Here is a 17747-nt window from a genome sequence, read left to right as displayed (position 1 = left end):
GCCTTCCCAACACCCAGAGCTTTGTAACAATTGGACTAATGGTCTATAGCTCAAGACATGGCTGCCGATAGGCCAGTTAATCCCCCATGAAAGGAGTTTCACCCCATGCCGCGGTTTTTTGCCGATTTGGGCTTTCGTTGGAAAATCACTCTGCCGATTGCGTTCCTGGCTGCATTGCTTGTGCTGATGGGGGGGGCGGGTGTGCGCGGTATCGGCCAGGTGACGGAGTCCAGCACGCAGTTGACCAAGCGTTATCTGCCGGCCATCAGCCTGTTGCTCAATGCCGATCGTGATCTTTATCAGGCTTTCGTGGCCGAGCGCAGTTTGCTGGACGGTCATGCAAGCGAGCACCTGCAAGCGCTGGGTGCCAGTCACAGTGAAAATGCGAAGCAGGCTTATGACCGTGTGCAGCAATATGCTGCGATGCAGCCCGGTGCCGAGTCGCAGGCGTTGGTCAGTCAGTTCAATGACAGTTTCGGCAAATGGATGCAGGTTTCGCGACGGGTCCTCGAGCTGTCGGTAGGCGATCCGCAAGGCGCTAGCGCGCTGAGCTTTGGTGACAGTGAGCGCTTGTTCGAAACCATGCGCGATTCCATCGACAAGCTGGGTGAGCTGGAAGATGCTGCGTCGCATCGTGAAGGCGACGCAGCGATTGAAAACGGCGAGACAGTCGGGGTGCAACAGGGTGTGATTCTGTTGGTCGGTTTGCTCGGTTGCATCTTGGTGCTGGTTGCCCTGCCGCTGGTGGTGTTGAGCCCGATGCGCCGGCTGCTGCATCGTGTCGAGCAAATTGCCGAGGGCGGCGGCGATCTCAAGGGACGCCTGGAGGTACGTTCGGCCGATGAGCTGGGACAACTCGGCAGCGCCTTCAACCGTTTCCTCGACAAGCTGCAACCGCTGATTGCCGAAGTAGGGCGGGTGACCGGCGAGGTCGATTCCGCCGCGCGGGCCATGGCCGATATGGCCGCGACGAACGATCGGTTGATCAGCAGCGAGCATGCCGCGCTCGATCAGGTCAGTACCGCCGCCACCCAAATGAGCGCGGCGGTGCATGAAGTGGCGCACAACGCGGTAAGTGCTTCGGATGCAGCGCAACAGGCGAGCAGTCAATCTCGCGATGGCGCCGAGGTGGTCAGCAGCACCATCGAGTCGATCCGCCAGTTGGCCCAGGAAGTGGAGAGCGCCTCGGGTACGATCGAGGCACTGGCCCAGGAGACCTCCAGTATCGGTGCCGTGCTCGAGGTGATCCGTGGCATCGCTGAGCAGACCAACCTGTTGGCGCTGAATGCTGCCATCGAAGCCGCTCGGGCCGGTGAGCAGGGCCGTGGTTTTGCCGTGGTGGCCGACGAGGTGAGGGCGCTCGCGGCCCGCACCCAGGACTCCACCAAGGACATCCAGGTTCGCATCGAGCGCTTGCAGAGCGGCGTCGCCAAGGCGGTACAAGCCATGCATGTGGGCAGTAGCAAGGCCCGGGACAGCGTGGAGCGTGCGGCAGGTGTCGATCAGGTGCTCAGCGGTACCGGCGGTTCGATCCAGCGGATCAACGACATGGCCGCGCAGATCGCCAATGCCTGTGAGGAACAAAGCAGCGTCACCGAGGAAATAGCCCGCAATATTTCCGATATCCGCGATCTTTCCAACGAAGCGGCCGCCAATTCTGCCCAAAGCATGCATGCCAGCCAGCAGTTGTCGAATCTGTCGAGGAATCTCGCAGAGCTGACCGGCCGCTTCCGCACCTGAGGAGGTGGTGTCGTGGCGACTGACGACCTTCTACGTGCCTTGCATCAGGACGGCTTTGTCCTGATGCCCGGTGTGTTGGACGCCGGGCAGGTCGCCGACCTGCGTCGCGCTATCGACTTGCTGAAGCCTCAGCACTGGGATTACAGCGGCGTCATCGATCATTACAAATGCGTTTTCAACAGGGATCCGTTCTGGTTGCCGTACCTGGACGTGAGCGCAGTTATCGAGCTTGCCGAGGCCGCCTTGGGAGATGATTGCCATATCATCGGGCAGACAGCCTGGCGCTGCCATCCCGGTTTTATCGGCGCGCCTCTGCATCTGGATTACCTGCCCATGGAGCTGCCGCCCGCCCTGTTGGCCGACCCCGGTTTCGAACTGCCGATGCAGGTGTTCACCGCACAGTTTTACCTTGATGACATCGATGCTGACCTGAGCCCGACACGGGTAATACCCGGCAGCCACAAGGCGGGCCGGGCGCCTGCGGCGGGCGAAACGCAGTGGCAGGGACGTTCGGCGCAGCCAGTGTTGTGCCGGGCGGGCGATGTTCTGGTACTGCGAAGTGAGTTGTGGCACGCCGGCAGCGACAACCGGACCGCCGACCGCACGCGGTACATGCTCCAAGTGCATTACGGTCGGCGGATGGTTGCGCAGAAGTTCTCGCCTTATCTTCAGTGGCAGTTCAACCCCGCAGTACTGGCCGCCGCGACGCCTCGCCAGCGACGGCTGCTTGGCGATCACCAGGAAGCGGAATACGACTGAGCTGCCCGGTCAGATCCAGACGTCATTGACTGCGGTTCGCGTATTGATTTGCTCCCCCGTGTTGATGACGCCCCGCGGTTCGATCAACAACAACTTCACTTCCCGCTCGGCACTGGGTTTGTGTTCGACGCCTTTCTTGACCACATACATCTCGCCCGGGCCAATCATGACGGCGCCGTCGCGAAAGTCGATGCGCAGTTCACCTTCCAGCACGATAAAGGTTTCGTCGGTATCGGCATGGGTGTGCCAGATAAAATCGCCTTCGAGACGAGCAATCTTGAACTGGTAGTCGTTCATCTCGGCGACAACCTTGGGTGCCCATTGCTCATGGAACAGCGCGTATTTCTGCTCGAAGTTAATGGGGGAGTAATGATTCATCGCGGTACGCTCCTCAATTGAAAGTGAGTGCTACGTTAGGGGCTGGATCGTCGCGGGTATTGGATGATCGTGCAGCTTTCCGCTGGAGGGGCGCAGGGCTTCAGCGCAGCATTTTCAGCCAGCGTGCCGGTGAAAGACCAAAGGCCTGGGTATGGAGCCGCGTCATGTGGCTCTGGTCGAAAAAGCCACAGGCCAGCGCCGCTTCACTCAAGGGCATGCCGTGCAATACCAGGCGACGAGCTTCGCTCAATCGACGTTGGGTGATGTAGCGATAGGGGCTGGTGCCGTACAAGGCGCGAAAGTCCCGCGACAGGCTCCATCGGTCCCGGCCACTGGCCTGCACGAGGTCATCGAGGGTAATGGGTTGGTCAAGGGCATCATGAATGAACAGCCGCGCGCGTTCCGCAGCAGGGTAGTCAAGCAGCCTGCGGCCTCGTCGGCTCCCTGACGCGACGGCGAGCGCCTGGGCCAGGTCGTAGATGGCATCCTCTTCCTCCAGTGGATCGAGACGATGCTCGAGGCTGGCCAATAACCGGCGGGTCGCTATGTTGAGTCGTGGATCGTTCGAAAGTCCGCCTTCGATGAAGGGCAGTGACCTGCCGCCCAACACTTGTTGGATCAACGCGGGCTCAATGTAGGACATCCGGTAACGAAAGCCATCGATCGTTCCGGCCTCCCCATCATGCACCTCGTCCGGGTGCAGGACGATGGTTCCGCCGGGCTGGCTATGGCGCTTGCTGTGCCGGTAATTGAAGCTCTGGACGCCGGAAAGCGTGAAGCCGATGGCATAGGTGTCATGCCGATGGGTGTTATACCCATGACCGCTGAAATAGGCCTCGATGCGTTCCAGTTTCCTCGATTCAGGCGCACGCATCAGCCAGTCGCGACGGTGACTGAATTGACTCATGAGCTCCGACCTCTCGCTGTTGTCTGCACACGATACCCGCCTGCCAGCTCGCGTCGCAGCAAAAAACTCAATTCAAGTTCGGGTAAAGCTGCTCTGGTGCAGAGCAGCTTGCGCATCCGCCGCCCATGGACGGCTTCAGATTTCCTTTACGGGCGTCTCGCCGTGGGCACTTTTGATCAATCCGATAACGTGCAGGCAGTCGGCCTTGTTCACATAGGACTCGCCGCTGGCGATGGTTTCGTTATTGCCGGCCCTCAGGCGCCAGCGCCACTGGCCTCGTCCGGTACTTGGGGTTCCTCGGGTCTGTCGGTAGATTTCAAAATACATCGGTTCGCTCCCTGCGATTTATTCATTCAAGACATGTTCTGGACATGTCGTCGCAAGCCTAGCCAAGCTGCACGTTTTCGCTATGGGGAAAACGTTTCCAATGATGATGGGATATTTCAGCGAATTTCAGCGCTGCTCAAACTGATAACCAGGAGCGAAAGGATGAACCGCAACGAATTGCGCAAGGCCGACATCAACCTCATGGTCGTCTTTGAAACGTTGATGCTGGAGCGTAACCGCCAGCCTGCCGGACTACACCGCCACGGCCATGGCCGCTTCCGGTCACTTGTTCAGCGAGCCATTTCCCTTCAAGACGCCGACGCTGGACCTGTCCATGGTCTGGCTGAGCCATGTCGACAACGATCCGGCGGAGCGCTGGTTGAGTTCCCGGCTGGAGGCCTTCATGAGCGAGCGCATGGGAGCGATGGACGAAACAAATCCTGCCTGAAAGCACAAAGTCGAGGTATGGTTGCGCCAATCCATTCCAGCAATCACTTTTTTTCGAATCGGAGTCGAACGCATGCCTCACTTGCACATGGAGTACACCGCCAACCTGACCGAGCTGAACGCTGATGTCGCGCTGTTGCGCTTGAACAATGCGCTGGTAGCCTCGGGGCAGTTCGCTGCCGAGTTCGACATCAAGAGCCGGGCCGTGAAGCTCGAGACGTTCCGCGTAGGAACCGGCATGGGGGAGCGGGCTTTCGTGCATGTGAAACTGGCCTTGCTGAGCGGCCGTTCACCGGAAATCAAAAAACAGCTGGCAGACAGCCTGCTGGTGGTAATTCAGGACCTGGGCCCTTGGCCCGCCGGCGTTAGCGTGCAGTTGTGCGTGGAACTGCTGGATATCGACCGTGGCCCGTACGCCAAGGCTGCCATCGGTTTTTAATGTCTGTTCGAGCGGTGCGATTGTTTAGCGCGAGTCGATCCAGACTCCGCTAAATGATGGTTTAACGGTCAATGGCGTCGTGTGACGCTTGAACCGAACATTTCCTGTGATATCCCTATGGACGGTTGGCCCGCAGGCCCTGCATACCCACCACTCACCGCTGAGGGGGCGGCTGGCGGTCGCATACCTGCCATCGCACCTTCATCCTGCGCGCTGCCCTGTGAACTGGCGTTCTGGGCGCTCTGGCATTGCCGCCATGCGCGTCCCCCAGACCTTCGTATTTCCTGTTGATCCTTGAACTGTGCTCGTCGCTGGCGAGTACAGCCTGACGGCGCCTGGTCGCCCGTCCGACATGAATATACGAGTGTCTCCATGAATCTTTCTTTTGCATCCGAGCAACAGGCCCAGGCGTTCCTGGCGCAAAACCCGGATATCGAGCTGTTCGAATTGTTTATCGTCGACAACAACGGCGTGCCCCGGGGCAAGTGGCTGCATCGGGACGAATTGCTCGCGGTCTATCAAAGTGGCCGGCCACTGCCCAGCACGATTCTGGGGCTGACCGTCAATGGCGACGACGTGGAGAATTCCGGCCTGGTCTGGGATGTGGGCGACATTGATTGCCGGGCCTATCCCATCAGCGGCAGCTTGCAACGCATGCCCTGGCGGCAGATTCCCACCGCCGCGGTGCAAGTGGCCATGCATCCCCAGGAGGGCATGCCGGCGGCCATCGCCGATCCCCGCCATCTGCTCGGCCGGGTCATCGATGAATTGCAGGCGGACGGCTATTACCCGGTGATGGCGGCGGAGCTGGAGTTCTACCTGTTGGATGGGCAGCGCGACAGCGAGGGCCGGCCCCAACCGGCGCGGGACGCCGACGGCAGCAGGCCGCGCCATACCCAGGTCTATGGCTTGCGTGAACTGGAGCAGATCGAGCCCTTTCTCGCCGATCTCTATGCGGCCTGCAAACTGCAGGGCATTGCGGCCCGGACAGCCATTTCCGAATACGCTCCGGGGCAGGTGGAAATCACCCTCGAACACCGTGCCGATGCCTTGCAAGCCATGGATGAAGCGGTGCGCTACAAACGACTGGTCAAGGGCGTGGCCCATAAACATGGGATGGCGGCGTGTTTCATGGCCAAGCCATTCGAGCATCTGGCGGGATCTGGCCTGCACATGCACGTCAGCCTCGCGGACCGGGATGGCAACAATCTGTTTGCCAGCGAAGCCGCCGATGGCACGCCGTTACTGCGTCAAGCGGTGGGCGGTATGCTCGAAACGTTGCTCGACTCGCTGTTGATGTTCTGTCCGAACGCCAATTCCTACCGTCGGTTTCAAAGCAACAGCTACGCGCCGCTGGGGGCGACGTGGGGCGTGGACAATCGCACCGTCAGCTTGCGGGTGCCCGGCGGCCCGGCGTCCTCGCGGCACATCGAGCATCGTATCTGTGGCGCCGATGCCAACCCCTACCTGGCTGCGGCGGCAATATTGGCTGGCATCCATCGGGGCATCCGTGGACAGTCTGATCCTGGTGCGCCTGTCGAAGGCAACGGCTATGCCCAGGCCACCCAATTATTGCCCACCGACTGGCTCACGACTTTACGCGCCCTGGAGGCGTCCACTTGGGCGCGGGACGCTTTTGGGGAGGCGTTCCTCGGTGTCTACCTGGCGGTCAAACGTGCGGAGTATCGCCAGTTCATGGGTGAGGTCGGCGAGCAGGATTGGCGTTGGTACCTGAACCAGGCCTGAGGGCGTTCAGGAAGATCTAAATAATTATTTAACGGCAACTTTTTCACGAAAAATTGATGGTGGGCTACCTAAAGTTTGTGCTGCCGTAGGGAATGAATTTTCACATTTTCCTTGCGGCGCTTTTCTTTCTTAGAGCAACTTTTCAGGAAGTTTCCACCCATCATGCTGACTATCAAAGCCGTGCGCCCCGAGTGGGTGACGCTGGCCGCCAGTGCCTTTTTGTTAGTGGGTTTCAATCTGATCCTCTGGCAGCATCTGCTCACCATAACCGCATCCGATGGGCACGGTGCGCTGCTGTGCCTGGCGTTTGGCGTGATGGTGTTCTGCGCGTTCAACCTGGTGCTCACGCTGCTGGCGTTCCGGCCGCTGCTAAAGCCGTTGTTGATGGCGCTGTTTATGATCAGCGCTGGCGTGGCATATTTCATGGCCGAGTACGGCGTGTTGATCGATGCCGGGATGTTGCGCAACTTTGCCGAAACCAATGCCACGGAAGTTCGCGACCTGTTGTCGTTCAAGTTGTTTGCCTATTTATTCTCGTTGGGTGTCCTGCCAGCCTGGTTGTTATTCAAGACACCGATAAAATATCGTCGCTGGCCCAAGGAGTTGTTAAGTAAGTTTGTGGTCTCCGTGGTCACGATTGCCGTGCTCGGCGGGGTGGCGTTGGTCAACTACCAGGGCTTGGCGTCGTTGTTTCGCAATCATCACGAGTTGCACTTGATGGTCGTGCCGAGCAACTACATCGGTGCGTCGATCGGCTATTTGCGCGAGCAGGTCGCATCGGCCAAGCAACCGTTCATCACGTTGGGCGAGGATGCGAGTCGCAACCCCGCCTGGCAAACCCATCCACGAAAATCCCTCACTGTGCTGGTCGTGGGCGAGAGCGCCCGTGCCGAGAACTTCGGCATTCTTGGGTATAACCGTGATACCACGCCGCAACTGGACAAAGAGGCCGGCCTGATCGCCTTCACCGACGTGCATTCCTGTGGCACCGAAACCGCCGTGTCAGTGCCTTGCATGTTTTCCAACATGGGGCGCAAGAACTACGACGCGAGCAAGGCCAAGAACGAAGAGGGGTTGCTCGACGTGCTCAAGCACGCCGGGCTGGACGTGATCTGGCGCGACAATCAGTCCGGCTGCAAAGGCACCTGTGATCGGGTCACGGTGCAGGACGTGAGTAATCTCAAGGACCCGGCCCTGTGCGCCAACAGTGAATGCCGTGATGAAATCCTGCTTCAGGGCTTGCAGCACTTCATCGACAGCCTCGACAAGGACACCGTGCTGGTACTGCATCAGATGGGCAGCCATGGGCCGGAATACTTCAAGCGCTACCCCAAGGAATACGAGCATTTCACGCCGGTGTGTGAAAGCAACGCGTTGAACAACTGCAGCCGCGAAAGCATCGTCAACGGCTACGACAACACGCTGGTGTACACCGACCACGTGTTGTCGACGCTGATCGATCTGTTGCGGGCCAACCAGGACAAAGTCGACACGGCCATGCTGTACCTGTCGGACCATGGCGAATCCTTGGGCGAGTACAACCTGTTCCTCCATGGCACGCCCTACATGCTAGCGCCGGAGCAACAGAAACATGTGGCGATGCTGGCATGGTTCTCCGATAGCTATCAGAAGTCCTTTGCTGTCGACACCCATTGCTTGCAACTGAGTCGGGACAAGCCCCTGAGCCAGGACAACTTGTTTCATTCGATGATTGGGCTGTTGGAAGTCAACAGCAAGGCCTACAACCCGGACCTCGATCTGTTTGCCAATTGCCGGGGAGCGGTGATCGATGGCGTGCTTGCCCGGGAATGATTCCTACACCTTTTTTTCACCTGGCGTTGTTTAAGCTGTTGTCGAATCTTCCATGAGCGTAAGTATGTCCGGGCAACCCCCATCCACCGTCGAGCTTGAATTCGCCAGGCAGCATGACCAAGAGCATGCACAAATCTGTCGCCAGCCGGTGCCCCGCCGTTTACGCCTGACCTTCTGGCGTGACGAGCAATTAGTGCGCAACGCCATGAAAGTGGCCGGTGAGCCTGGGCTGGTGTTGGATGTCGCGTGTGGAGCCGGGCGGTTCTGGCCGGTGTTGGCCGAACATGCCAACCGGGTCATCCTGGCGGCGGACCCTTCGCCGGACACCCTCGATCACGCACGCAGCCACCACGGTGGTGCGTTGCTCAAGCGGGTCAAGACCTTCCCCAGTTCGGCGTTTACCCTTGGGCTGTCAGCCAACGCCGTGGACTGCATTTTCTGCCTGCAACTGTTTCAGCACATCAAGGCCAGCGAACATCGCCAGGCCTTGTTGCGCGAGTTTCATCGGGTCAGCCGCGATACGGTGGTCGTGTCGGTCCGGATCGAAGGGCGTCTCAAGCTCGGCCAGCCTGGGCGGCGAATCCTGGCTGGCAAGAACGACGTCGAAGGGGAGTTTGTCGAAGCCGGTTTCAGTGTGCTGTGGTATCAGGATTTCCTTCCGGGTTTCGCCTTGAGACGGGTTTATGTATTACGCAAGGCCAGTTAAGTTCTGATGTAGGACTATTCTTGCGATTGCGTAGGCGATTTCTCTCAAGCTCTTGCTCCGTAGATGCTCGCAATCGCCGACGGCGATATATACTGCGCGCCATTCTTCAAGGGAGAGCCGTGTGGCCATCGATATTCACTGGATTCGCGACAACGATAGCCTCGGTCGGTTTTGCGCCGAATGGCAACAGTTGCCGTTCGTCGCCCTCGACACCGAATTCATGCGGGTCGACACCTTCTATCCCATCGCCGGCTTGCTGCAGATTGGCGATGGTAAAAGTGCGTACCTGATCGACCCCTTGAGCATCGACAATTGGCAGCCCTTGGCCGCGCTGCTGGAAAATCCGGCTGTGCTCAAGGTGCTTCATGCCTGCAGCGAAGACCTGGAAGTCCTGCTACGCCTGACGGGCAGCCTGCCCGCGCCGCTGTTCGACACCCAACTGGCCGCCGCCTACCTGAACCTGGGTTTTTCCATGGGTTACTCGCGGTTGGTGCAGGAGGTGCTGGGCATCGAGTTGCCCAAGGGCGAGACGCGCTCCGACTGGCTGCAGCGACCCTTGTCCGAGACGCAGATCAGCTACGCCGCGGAGGACGCGGTGCATCTGGCGGAAGTCTTTGTAGAGCTGCGTCCCAAGCTTTGCGACGACAAATACGCCTGGGTGCTGGAAGACGGCGCCGAACTGGTCGCCAACCTGCGTCGCGAAGTGGACCCCTACGAGGTTTACCGCGAGGCTAAGCTGGCCTGGAAACTGTCCCGCGCGCAGTTGGCCGTGCTGCGCGAACTGTGTGCCTGGCGCGAGCGCGAGGCGAGGGCTCGTGATTTGCCGCGCAACCGGATCATTCGCGAGCACTCGTTGTGGCCCCTGGCCCGCACGCAGCCGGATAACCTCGCTGCGCTGGCAAAAATCGAAGACATGCATCCGCGTACCGTGCGTCAGGACGGTGAGTTCCTGCTGGACCTGATCAAGCGCGCGGGCAGCGTGCCGCCCGAACAGTGGCCGCCCGCCGTGGCTGAACCCTTGCCCATCGAGGCCTCGGCGCTGCTCAAGCGTCTCAAGGCACTGGGACAGGCCGAAGCCGAGCGCCTGGGCATCGCCCCGGAATTGATGCTGCGCAAGAAAACCCTCGAAGCCCTGATCAAGAGTGGCTTTCCCGAGGGCCCTTACCAACTGCCCGATTCGCTGCGTGGCTGGCGCCGCGAGTTGATGGGCCAGGCATTGCTCGACAGCCTGGCCACCGCCGGAGAACAGCCTTGAAACGAATTTGCTCCATCTACCGAAGCTCGAAGAAAAACGAGATGTACCTGTACGTGCTCAAGAGCGACGCGTTGGCCCGTGTGCCGGAACCGTTGATGGCGGCATTCGGCAAGGCCATCCACGCATTCGACCTGGTATTGAGCCCGGAGCGCCAGTTGTCCCGGGAGGACATCGGCAAGGTGCTGGAGAACCTCGACACCCAGGGTTATCACCTGCAAATGCCACCGGCCGAAGATGAGTACATCGAGCATCTGCCTGAAGAGTTGCTGCGACGCAACGATCCGGTCTGACGATGCCCGGGCGCCTGTCCAGGCGCCTGTTGAAAACGAAAAATGATTATTGGCGATTGGCCGCAAGGATGGAGCGATACTCTGTCAGCGGTCGTCTGCACTGTTTTTGAAAGGTTTGATTCATGCGCGTTCTGATTGCCGAACACGACCACGCGGTCTATGCCCAGCTCCTGCGTCAGGCTGCACCCGATATCGAAGTGCTGACCAGCGGCGATTCCGCCGAGCTGTCGCGGCTTGCCACCGACTGCCCGGTCTGGCTCGGCCAGCCTGATCTATTGGCGACGCTGTTGCGTCAGGGCCATCGACCCCGTTGGTTGCAATCGACGTGGGCGGGCATCACGCCGCTGCTGGCCGAGGGCCTGACCCGCGAGTACCGCCTGACCCGCGCAGTGGGCATCTTTGGCCAAGTGATGGCTGAATATGTATTGACCTACATGCTGGGGCATGAGCGCGAGGTGCTGGCTCGGCTGGTCAGCCAGGTGGAGCGCAAGTGGGACAACCGCCAGGGGCAAAGCCTGGCGGGGCGCAAGGTGCTGATCGTCGGAACCGGCGATATCGGCCAGCGCGTGGCGCAGTTCCTGGTGCCGTTTGGCGTGCAGTTGTACGGCATCGCCAGTGAAGCCCGTGAGTTGGCGCCGTTTATCGAAGTCGGTGCGCTGGCGGATTTGCCGCGGTTGGTGGGCGAGATGGATTATGTGATCAACCTGCTGCCGAACACGCCGGATACCCATGACATCTACGACGCCGCGCTGTTCAAGCAATTCAAGCCCACCGGTTTGTTTATCAATGTCGGCCGTGGCGTGGCCGTGGTTGATGCCGACCTGGTGCAAGCCTTGAAGGACGGGCACCTGGCCGGGGCGGTGATCGATGTGTGTCGCCAGGAGCCGTTGCCGCAGCGCCATCCGTTCTGGACGGCTTGGGGCTTGCTGTTGACGGGGCATAGCTCGGCACCGACCTCGCCGTCCATGATGGTGCAGCTGTTCCTGGAGAACCTGCGCGCTTACCAGGCTGGCGAAGCGCTGCGTGGGGAGGTGGATTTCAGTCGGGGCTATTGAGCAAGCCCCGATCAAACTGTGGGAGCGAGCTTGCTCGCGATAGCGGTGTGTCAGTTGCCATCAAAAGTGACTGGCCTGACGCCATCGCGAGCAAGCTCGCTCCCACTGTTGCTTGTGACGCTCAGAGAGTGAAATCCCCCTCGGCCACCAGTTCGCTCAACGGTCGGCGCGGGCTTGGGACTTCGCGGGCCTGGAGGTAGTCGGCCAAGGTGGATTTATCCCCCAGCTTGCCGATCGCCACGGCGGCATGCAGGGCGTAGCCGTCCGGGATTTTCAATTCCTTGCGGGTCAGCTCCTGGTCGAAGCCGGCCATGCCATGGGTATGCCAGCCGCTTAGGCTCGCTTGCAGCGCCAGATGGCCCCACGCCGCGCCGGTGTCGAAGGTGTGGCATTGCGCCGGGGTTTCTTCGGTGGCGCCGGGCACCGCGAACGTGGTTTTCGAGGCAATGATCACCAGCGCCGAGGCGTGCTGGGCCCAGCCACGGTTGAACTCGTTGAGCAGGCCCAGGTAACGCTCCCAGTTCGGCGTGTCACGACGGGCATAAAGGAAGCGCCACGGCTGTGAGTTGTAGGCCGAAGGCGCCCAGCGCGCAGCTTCGAAGAAACTCAGCAAGGTTTCTTCCGCAATATGTTCGCCGGTGAAAGCGCGGGGGGACCAGCGTTCGATGAATTGGGGATGGATCGCGTAGTCGGCAATGCGGGAGTTGGCGCTCATGGGTTCACCTTGGCTAGGTCAGGGAATCTGATGACGCAACCTACGTCTCGGTGTGTGGCCTGACAAGTCCCTTCTACCGACAGTCGCCAATGCTTGGCCTCACGAGGCCTCGGCACTAGACTGTCGGCCTTTTCACCACGTGATGTTGATGCTCGAGCCATGGCCGCCAAAGTCGAACCGTTCTGGATACGCAAAACCCTCGATCAGCTCGATCCGCAGGAGTGGGAATCGTTGTGCGATGGCTGTGGCCTGTGCTGCCTGCAAAAGCTCGAGGACGAAGACGACAACGCCGTCTATTACACGCGCATCGCCTGCAAACTGCTGGACCTGAAGACCTGCCAGTGCACCGACTACCCCAACCGCCGCGACTTCGTTCCCGATTGCATCCAGCTTACGCCGGGCAAGGCCGACGAGTTCAAATGGCTGCCGCCGACCTGCGGTTATCGCCTGGTCAGCGAGGGCAAGGATTTGCCGCTGTGGCACCACTTGGTCTGTGGCGACCGGGATGCCGTGCATCACGAGCGCATTTCCCAGTCGGGGCGCATGCTGGCCGAAGGCAGCGTGGCTGAAGAAGATTGGGAAGATCATCTGATTTTCCGCGCTGGTTGAATCAAAAGACATCGCATCGCATCACGGGAGCGCCCATGGCTTCAGGATTGAGACAGACACTGGCGGCGGGGCTGCTGGCGGTGTGCGGGCCGCTGTGGGCGGCGCAGAAAGTCGATCTGGATTATCAGGTGCATTTGTTGCCGCAGAGCGACCAGGCTGAAGTGCGCCTGACCCTCGCGCGGGGCTCGGCGGTGCGCAGCCTGGATTTTGACCTCGGCGATGATGGCCGCTACAGCGATTTCAAGGCGGACGGCCAATGGCAGCTCACATCCGGCAAGGCGTCGCGAGGCGTCTGGCGTCCCGCTGCTGACAAGGCGAGCCTGACTTACCGCGTACGCATCAGCGAGTCGCGCAAGAACGGCTCTTTCGAAACCCGCATGACCCCTGGCTGGGCGCTGCTGCGCGGCGACGCCCTGGTGCCGCCGGCGAAGCTGGACCAGCAGGACGGCGTTGAGCTGGTGTCGCGCCTGGCGTTCGAGTTGCCGGGCGGCTGGCAAAGCATCGAGACGGCCTGGCCGCGTATCGGCAAGCAACGCTTTCGTATCGATAATCCATCTCGCCTCTTCGATCGCCCCACCGGTTGGATGCTTGCCGGCAAGCTCGGCAGTCGCCGCACGCGCCTGGGCGAGACCGACGTGACGGTGACTTCGCCCAAGGGCCAGGGCATGCGCAGGATGGACGTACTGACACTGCTGACGTTTGTCTGGCCGCAGGTCCAGGCGGTGGTGCCGCGTCATCCCGGCAAGTTGCTGATTGTCGGCGCTGGCGATCCGTTGTGGCGTGGCGCCCAGGCCGGCCGCGAATCGATTTATCTGCATAGCCGCCCACCGTTGGTCAGCGAGCGAGGCAGCAGCCCTTTGCTGCGCGAGTTGATGCAGGTGCTGGCGCGTATCAACGATCATGATCGCAGCGACTGGATCAGCGAAGGGTTCAATGAATACTACGCCATCGAATTGCTGCGCCGAGCCGGAGGCATGAGCGATGAGCGTTATCAGGCCCTGAACGATCGGCTCGCCCGGGACAGCAAGGGCGTCACCACGCTGCGCGGCGAGCAGATGAGCCCCGCGATGGTGTCCAGGGCGGTGCTGTTGTTACAGGAGCTGGACCGGGAGATTCGCCTGAAGACGCGCAACAAGCGCTCGCTCGATGATGTGCTGCAGGCGGCGATGCGCCTGGAAACGGTCGACACCGAGGAATTTGTGCAGCTCAGCGAGAGCATTCTGGGTGGTGGTTCAACTGTTCTGGATACCCGGTTACTTCAGTAATACCGCTATCGTAGAAACGCCGCCCGGAGCAGGCTCGCTCCACAGGGTTCTTGTAAACACCACAAATCCAATGTGGGAGCCAGCCTGCTCGCGATGAGGCCATCAGCGGCACTGAAAAAAATCAGAGCCCAGCCTTTGGCGAAACCAACGAATCATTCCCGGTCACGGTAGCCGTGCCAGTCGCCGCCTCGGCATTGGCCTTCATGCGGCTCAGTTCGTCGCCGGCCTGTTCGATGCGGGCGCGGGCGTCATGCAGATGCTGACGATTTCTTTCCAGCATGCTCTTGGCCGAACAATGCCCGGTGATGCCGCGCGCCAGGGCCATGCCACCGATTGCCAGTTGCGCCAGGCCGATCACCCCGCCGCGACGCAGACCCTTGCCCATCATCAGCACCCCGCCGGCCAATGAACCAATGCGCTCCCAGCCGTGAACGTTCTGGGGGCTGTGGGATTGGAAGGGGGTGGTTTCAACCGGCCCGAACGGATTGTTATCGCTCATGATCTGTCTCCAGTGTGGGAATTTGTATAAAGCTGACTGCCAGAGCGAATCCGTCGTTCCATGGAATTTCCCGCCGGTCAGCGGAATTGCGGTCCCGAGCGCGTGTTGTTGCCTTTGGCCATCCGGTCGTACAGCACGACGTTGACCGTGGCCGCCAGGTTCATGCAGCCATGAGTGGGGATGTAGATCACGTCTTCGCACCAGTCGCGGATGTCTTTGTCCAGCGAGCCGTCTTCCGGGCCGAAGATATACAAGGCGCGGTCCGGATGGGTGTATTCGGGCAACGGACGGGCGCCTTCCACCAGTTCGACGGCCACCGGCACGCAGCCCAGGGGCAGGATCTTTTTCAAGTCGTCGATGCCGATCAGCGGGATGTCGTAGTGGACTTTCTTGGTGTCGGTGACAAAGTCGGCCGCGCGTTCATAGCGTTTGCCGGTGTAGAACACCGATGCCACGCCGTAGCAGCCGGCGGCGCGCATGACCGAACCGACGTTTTCCGGTGACTTGGGGTTGAACAGACCGATGCAGCTGTAGCGTTTGTTGGCCACGGACGGGGTGCCTTTGGGAAAAGGCGCGATTATACGGGGAATGGGGGAGGGTGGTCAGGTTCGAGATGTGTGGTGTTCGTTCGATCGTCATCGCGAGCAGGCTCGCTCCCACATTGGATTTTTTGGCGTTCAAAAAATTGTGGGAGCGAGCCTGCTCGCGATGGCGGCCTTGCAGCCTGTAAAGATTCTTCGGTGATGCCAATCACTCGTCTTTTTTCATCAACCCCGCCAACGCGGCGAAGGGGTTGTGGGTCGCCTTGGCAGTCTTCGGCGTACTCAGGGAGCCGTCGCCGAAATACTGCTGGTCGGTGTAGCGCGAGTGCTCGTTGTCGTGGCAATACAAGCACAGCAGTTCCCAGTTGGAACCGTCCTGCGGGTTGTTGTCGTGGTTGTGGTCGCGGTGGTGAACGGTCAGTTCGCTCAGGCGCTTGCCGGAAAATTCACGGGCGCAGCGGCCGCAGACGTGGGGGTACATTTTCAGGGCTTTGTCGCGGTAGCCCATCTCCCGGTCGCGCTGGGCGTCGGCGAGGATACGGTCCAGCTTGGCAGTGTTGGACGGCGGGGTGGACGAACTCATGGGTTCACCTTTGTAGAAAAGACTGATGACGGTTGGATAGAGTTTAGCTCAGCCCTTGAGCTTCTCGGCAATCCAGATGGTGTGGCGGGTGCCTTTGTTGCCATGGGCGAACACCTGCACCTCTTCAGCCTTGAAACCGGCCTTCTTCAGCTTGTCGGAAAACTGCCGGTCGGCGCTGGCCGACCATACGGCCAGTACGCCCTTGGGCCGCAGGGCCTTGGCGCAGGCGGCCAGGCCACCGGCCGAATACAGCCAGCTATTGGCTTTCTGGGTCAGGCCTTCGGGGCCGTTGTCGACATCCAGCATGATCGCGTCGAACCCCTGAGGTTCGGCTTGCAACACCTTGGCAACGTCCTCCAGGCGGATCACCGTGCGTGGGTCCGACAGCGGTCGCCCGGCTTTTTCGCCCAAGGGGCCACGATTCCACTCCACCACGCCTGGCACCAGTTCAGCCACCACCACTTCAGCGCTCTTGCCCAAATGCTTGAGGGCCGAGGCGAGGGTAAAGCCCATGCCAAGCCCGCCGATCAGCACGCGCGAGCCGGGGCGACCGGCGACCTTGCGGCAGGGGATCTCGGCCAAGGCGTCTTCGGAACCGTGCATGCGGGTGTTCATCAGTTGCCCGCCGTCGCCGCCCTGGATCTTGATGACGAAGTCCTCGCCATACTCGAACAGGCACAAGGCGCCGCCGTTGTCGGGGATAGGCGTGGTGTCGAGCAGAACAAAACGTTTCATGGAAATCTCATGGAGAAGAAGCAGACCGGCCCGGCAGGGGCTAGCCTGAAAGCAGACAATAGCCACGGAGCCATTGATGAAGTGCATCATTCTAACGGCCATTGCGCTGGTGACGCTCTCGATAAGTTGCGCCCAGGCCCAACAACCGACGATTCCGGTCGCGCCGCCGAGCATTCCCGGCTCTCCCGGCACCGCCACGCCCGTGCCGTATCCGCCGGTTACGCCCAGCGGCGTCCCAAAGGTGGCGCCAGGAAACGGCCCGCCCCTGTTGCCGCCCATCGAAATGCCCAGGCCGCCCAAGGACCAGCCGATACCGGGTATGGAGCCGAAGCCGGAGAAGGCCAAGTCACCGGGGGGGTAGATTGCGAATACGACGCCATCCCCTGTGGGAGCGAGCTTGCTCGCTCCCACAGGTCTGTGTTTCAGCTAGGGGCTAGACCTGCTGCGACAGCAGCTGTCCATCCGCCATGCGCAGACGCTTGGAGAGGGAGACGGCGAGGGCGCGGATGATCTTGGCGGCGACCTTCGGTGCGTCGTTGAGCATTTTTTCCAATGAGTCCTTCCCCAGGTTCAGCAATTGGCAGTGAGTGGCCGCGATGCAGCTGGCCGAGCGCCGTTCGCCGTCGAGCACGGCCATTTCGCCGAACGCCCTGCCGCTGCGCAGTGTGGCAATGGTCACGGGTTGGCCGTCGGGGCCGGTTTTCTGCACGGCCACCTGCCCTGTATGAAGGATGCACATGAAACTGCCGGCATCGCCCTCGCGAAAAATCGCCTCGCCCTCGGCGACGGTGCTGATGCTGAAGTAACCCGATGCGGCGGCGAAGTCGACGGGCAGCAGTTGGTCGAACAGACCGCAGTCCATCAGCCAATCGCGGATTTGGTTGTTCAGTAAGGTCGGTTCTGACATGTCGTCACGGTCTTTTTCTTGTGCTCGTTGC

The 17747-nt window shown here is 60.6% G+C and carries 21 protein-coding genes and 2 pseudogenes; 14 read left to right on the top strand and 9 right to left on the bottom strand.

Annotated elements, in window-relative coordinates; all coding sequences use genetic code 11:
• Positions 1 to 105: 105 nt before the first annotated feature.
• From J3P76_RS18350 to J3P76_RS18340, 3 genes and pseudogenes are all read left to right on the top strand, one after another.
• Positions 106 to 834: pseudogene (locus J3P76_RS18350) on the top strand (MCP four helix bundle domain-containing protein); the annotation flags it as partial.
• 117 nt (positions 835 to 951) lie between these two features.
• Positions 952 to 1740 (top strand): methyl-accepting chemotaxis protein, encoded by a 789-nt coding sequence (locus tag J3P76_RS18345; protein ID WP_411829982.1) that lies wholly within the window; start codon positions 952 to 954, stop codon positions 1738 to 1740.
• 12 nt (positions 1741 to 1752) lie between these two features.
• Complete coding sequence (locus J3P76_RS18340) at positions 1753 to 2499, top strand: phytanoyl-CoA dioxygenase family protein (RefSeq protein WP_434675229.1); 747 nt, start codon at positions 1753 to 1755, stop codon at positions 2497 to 2499.
• A 9-nt stretch (positions 2500 to 2508) separates the two neighbouring features.
• On the opposite strand, the gene J3P76_RS18335 is transcribed toward J3P76_RS18340, so the two are convergent.
• From J3P76_RS18335 to J3P76_RS18325, 3 genes are all read right to left on the bottom strand, one after another.
• Positions 2509 to 2877, bottom strand: a complete 369-nt coding sequence (locus J3P76_RS18335; protein WP_434701071.1) for a cupin domain-containing protein — start codon at positions 2875 to 2877, stop codon at positions 2509 to 2511.
• A 100-nt stretch (positions 2878 to 2977) separates the two neighbouring features.
• On the bottom strand, positions 2978 to 3784 hold the full coding sequence (locus J3P76_RS18330) for an AraC family transcriptional regulator (protein ID WP_420766698.1): 807 nt from the start codon (positions 3782 to 3784) through the stop codon (positions 2978 to 2980).
• A gap of 135 nt (positions 3785 to 3919) precedes the next feature.
• On the bottom strand, positions 3920 to 4111 hold the full coding sequence (locus J3P76_RS18325; protein WP_434675226.1) for a YegP family protein: 192 nt from the start codon (positions 4109 to 4111) through the stop codon (positions 3920 to 3922).
• Positions 4112 to 4349: 238 nt separating this feature from the next.
• Here J3P76_RS18325 and J3P76_RS18320 point away from each other — a divergent pair.
• The 8 genes and pseudogenes from J3P76_RS18320 to J3P76_RS18285 all read left to right on the top strand — a co-directional run.
• Positions 4350 to 4559: pseudogene (locus tag J3P76_RS18320) on the top strand (hypothetical protein); the annotation flags it as partial.
• A gap of 72 nt (positions 4560 to 4631) precedes the next feature.
• A complete protein-coding gene (locus J3P76_RS18315) occupies positions 4632 to 4997 on the top strand; it encodes a 5-carboxymethyl-2-hydroxymuconate Delta-isomerase (RefSeq protein WP_420766696.1) in 366 nt (121 codons plus the stop codon).
• Positions 4998 to 5369: 372 nt separating this feature from the next.
• The gene (locus tag J3P76_RS18310; protein WP_434562852.1) at positions 5370 to 6743 is read left to right on the top strand and encodes a glutamine synthetase family protein; all 1374 of its coding nucleotides are present in this window, start codon (positions 5370 to 5372) and stop codon (positions 6741 to 6743) included.
• 162 nt (positions 6744 to 6905) lie between these two features.
• Positions 6906 to 8555 (top strand): phosphoethanolamine transferase, encoded by a 1650-nt coding sequence (locus tag J3P76_RS18305; RefSeq protein ID WP_434701070.1) that lies wholly within the window; start codon positions 6906 to 6908, stop codon positions 8553 to 8555.
• A gap of 64 nt (positions 8556 to 8619) precedes the next feature.
• A complete protein-coding gene (locus tag J3P76_RS18300) occupies positions 8620 to 9261 on the top strand; it encodes a class I SAM-dependent methyltransferase (protein ID WP_434610123.1) in 642 nt (213 codons plus the stop codon).
• A gap of 121 nt (positions 9262 to 9382) precedes the next feature.
• The gene (gene rnd / locus J3P76_RS18295) at positions 9383 to 10516 is read left to right on the top strand and encodes a ribonuclease D (RefSeq protein WP_420766692.1); all 1134 of its coding nucleotides are present in this window, start codon (positions 9383 to 9385) and stop codon (positions 10514 to 10516) included.
• Positions 10513 to 10806: a YcgL domain-containing protein gene (locus J3P76_RS18290; RefSeq protein WP_420766691.1), complete on the top strand. Its 294-nt coding sequence runs from the start codon at positions 10513 to 10515 to the stop codon at positions 10804 to 10806. The genes rnd and J3P76_RS18290 overlap by 4 nt, the downstream gene beginning before the upstream one ends.
• A 122-nt stretch (positions 10807 to 10928) precedes the next feature.
• Positions 10929 to 11861, top strand: a complete 933-nt coding sequence (locus J3P76_RS18285) for a D-2-hydroxyacid dehydrogenase (RefSeq protein WP_434650226.1) — start codon at positions 10929 to 10931, stop codon at positions 11859 to 11861.
• A 121-nt stretch (positions 11862 to 11982) separates the two neighbouring features.
• Here the strand turns inward: J3P76_RS18285 and J3P76_RS18280 are convergent, their stop codons facing one another.
• On the bottom strand, positions 11983 to 12576 hold the full coding sequence (locus tag J3P76_RS18280; protein ID WP_434610131.1) for a nitroreductase family protein: 594 nt from the start codon (positions 12574 to 12576) through the stop codon (positions 11983 to 11985).
• A 159-nt stretch (positions 12577 to 12735) separates the two neighbouring features.
• Between J3P76_RS18280 and J3P76_RS18275 the strand changes: the two genes are divergently transcribed.
• Both J3P76_RS18275 and J3P76_RS18270 read left to right on the top strand, forming a co-directional pair.
• Positions 12736 to 13185, top strand: coding sequence for a YcgN family cysteine cluster protein (locus tag J3P76_RS18275; RefSeq protein WP_420766688.1), 450 nt, complete (start codon positions 12736 to 12738; stop codon positions 13183 to 13185).
• A gap of 35 nt (positions 13186 to 13220) precedes the next feature.
• Complete coding sequence (locus J3P76_RS18270; RefSeq protein ID WP_434701069.1) at positions 13221 to 14450, top strand: hypothetical protein; 1230 nt, start codon at positions 13221 to 13223, stop codon at positions 14448 to 14450.
• Between the two features lie 121 nt (positions 14451 to 14571).
• Here J3P76_RS18270 and J3P76_RS18265 read toward each other — a convergent pair whose 3' ends face one another.
• The 4 genes from J3P76_RS18265 to J3P76_RS18250 form a co-directional block, all read right to left on the bottom strand.
• Entirely contained in the window at positions 14572 to 14949 is a 378-nt protein-coding gene (locus tag J3P76_RS18265; RefSeq protein WP_434610137.1) for a YgaP family membrane protein, read from the bottom strand.
• A gap of 77 nt (positions 14950 to 15026) precedes the next feature.
• On the bottom strand, positions 15027 to 15497 hold the full coding sequence (locus tag J3P76_RS18260) for an RNA methyltransferase (RefSeq protein WP_420766685.1): 471 nt from the start codon (positions 15495 to 15497) through the stop codon (positions 15027 to 15029).
• 202 nt (positions 15498 to 15699) lie between these two features.
• Entirely contained in the window at positions 15700 to 16074 is a 375-nt protein-coding gene (locus J3P76_RS18255) for a YajD family HNH nuclease (RefSeq protein WP_434701068.1), read from the bottom strand.
• Positions 16075 to 16122: 48 nt separating this feature from the next.
• Entirely contained in the window at positions 16123 to 16809 is a 687-nt protein-coding gene (locus J3P76_RS18250) for a spermidine synthase (RefSeq protein WP_039593339.1), read from the bottom strand.
• 76 nt (positions 16810 to 16885) lie between these two features.
• Between J3P76_RS18250 and J3P76_RS18245 the strand changes: the two genes are divergently transcribed.
• Positions 16886 to 17170 (top strand): hypothetical protein, encoded by a 285-nt coding sequence (locus tag J3P76_RS18245; protein WP_434675222.1) that lies wholly within the window; start codon positions 16886 to 16888, stop codon positions 17168 to 17170.
• A gap of 72 nt (positions 17171 to 17242) precedes the next feature.
• Here the strand turns inward: J3P76_RS18245 and J3P76_RS18240 are convergent, their stop codons facing one another.
• Entirely contained in the window at positions 17243 to 17716 is a 474-nt protein-coding gene (locus J3P76_RS18240; RefSeq protein WP_420766683.1) for a cyclic nucleotide-binding domain-containing protein, read from the bottom strand.
• Positions 17717 to 17747 lie beyond the last annotated feature (31 nt).

This window comes from Pseudomonas sp. D1-36 (assembly GCF_051132205.1).
GTDB lineage: Bacteria > Pseudomonadota > Gammaproteobacteria > Pseudomonadales > Pseudomonadaceae > Aquipseudomonas.
Note: the sequence above shows the minus strand (reverse complement) of the source record. Positions and strands in the feature narration are given on the sequence as shown.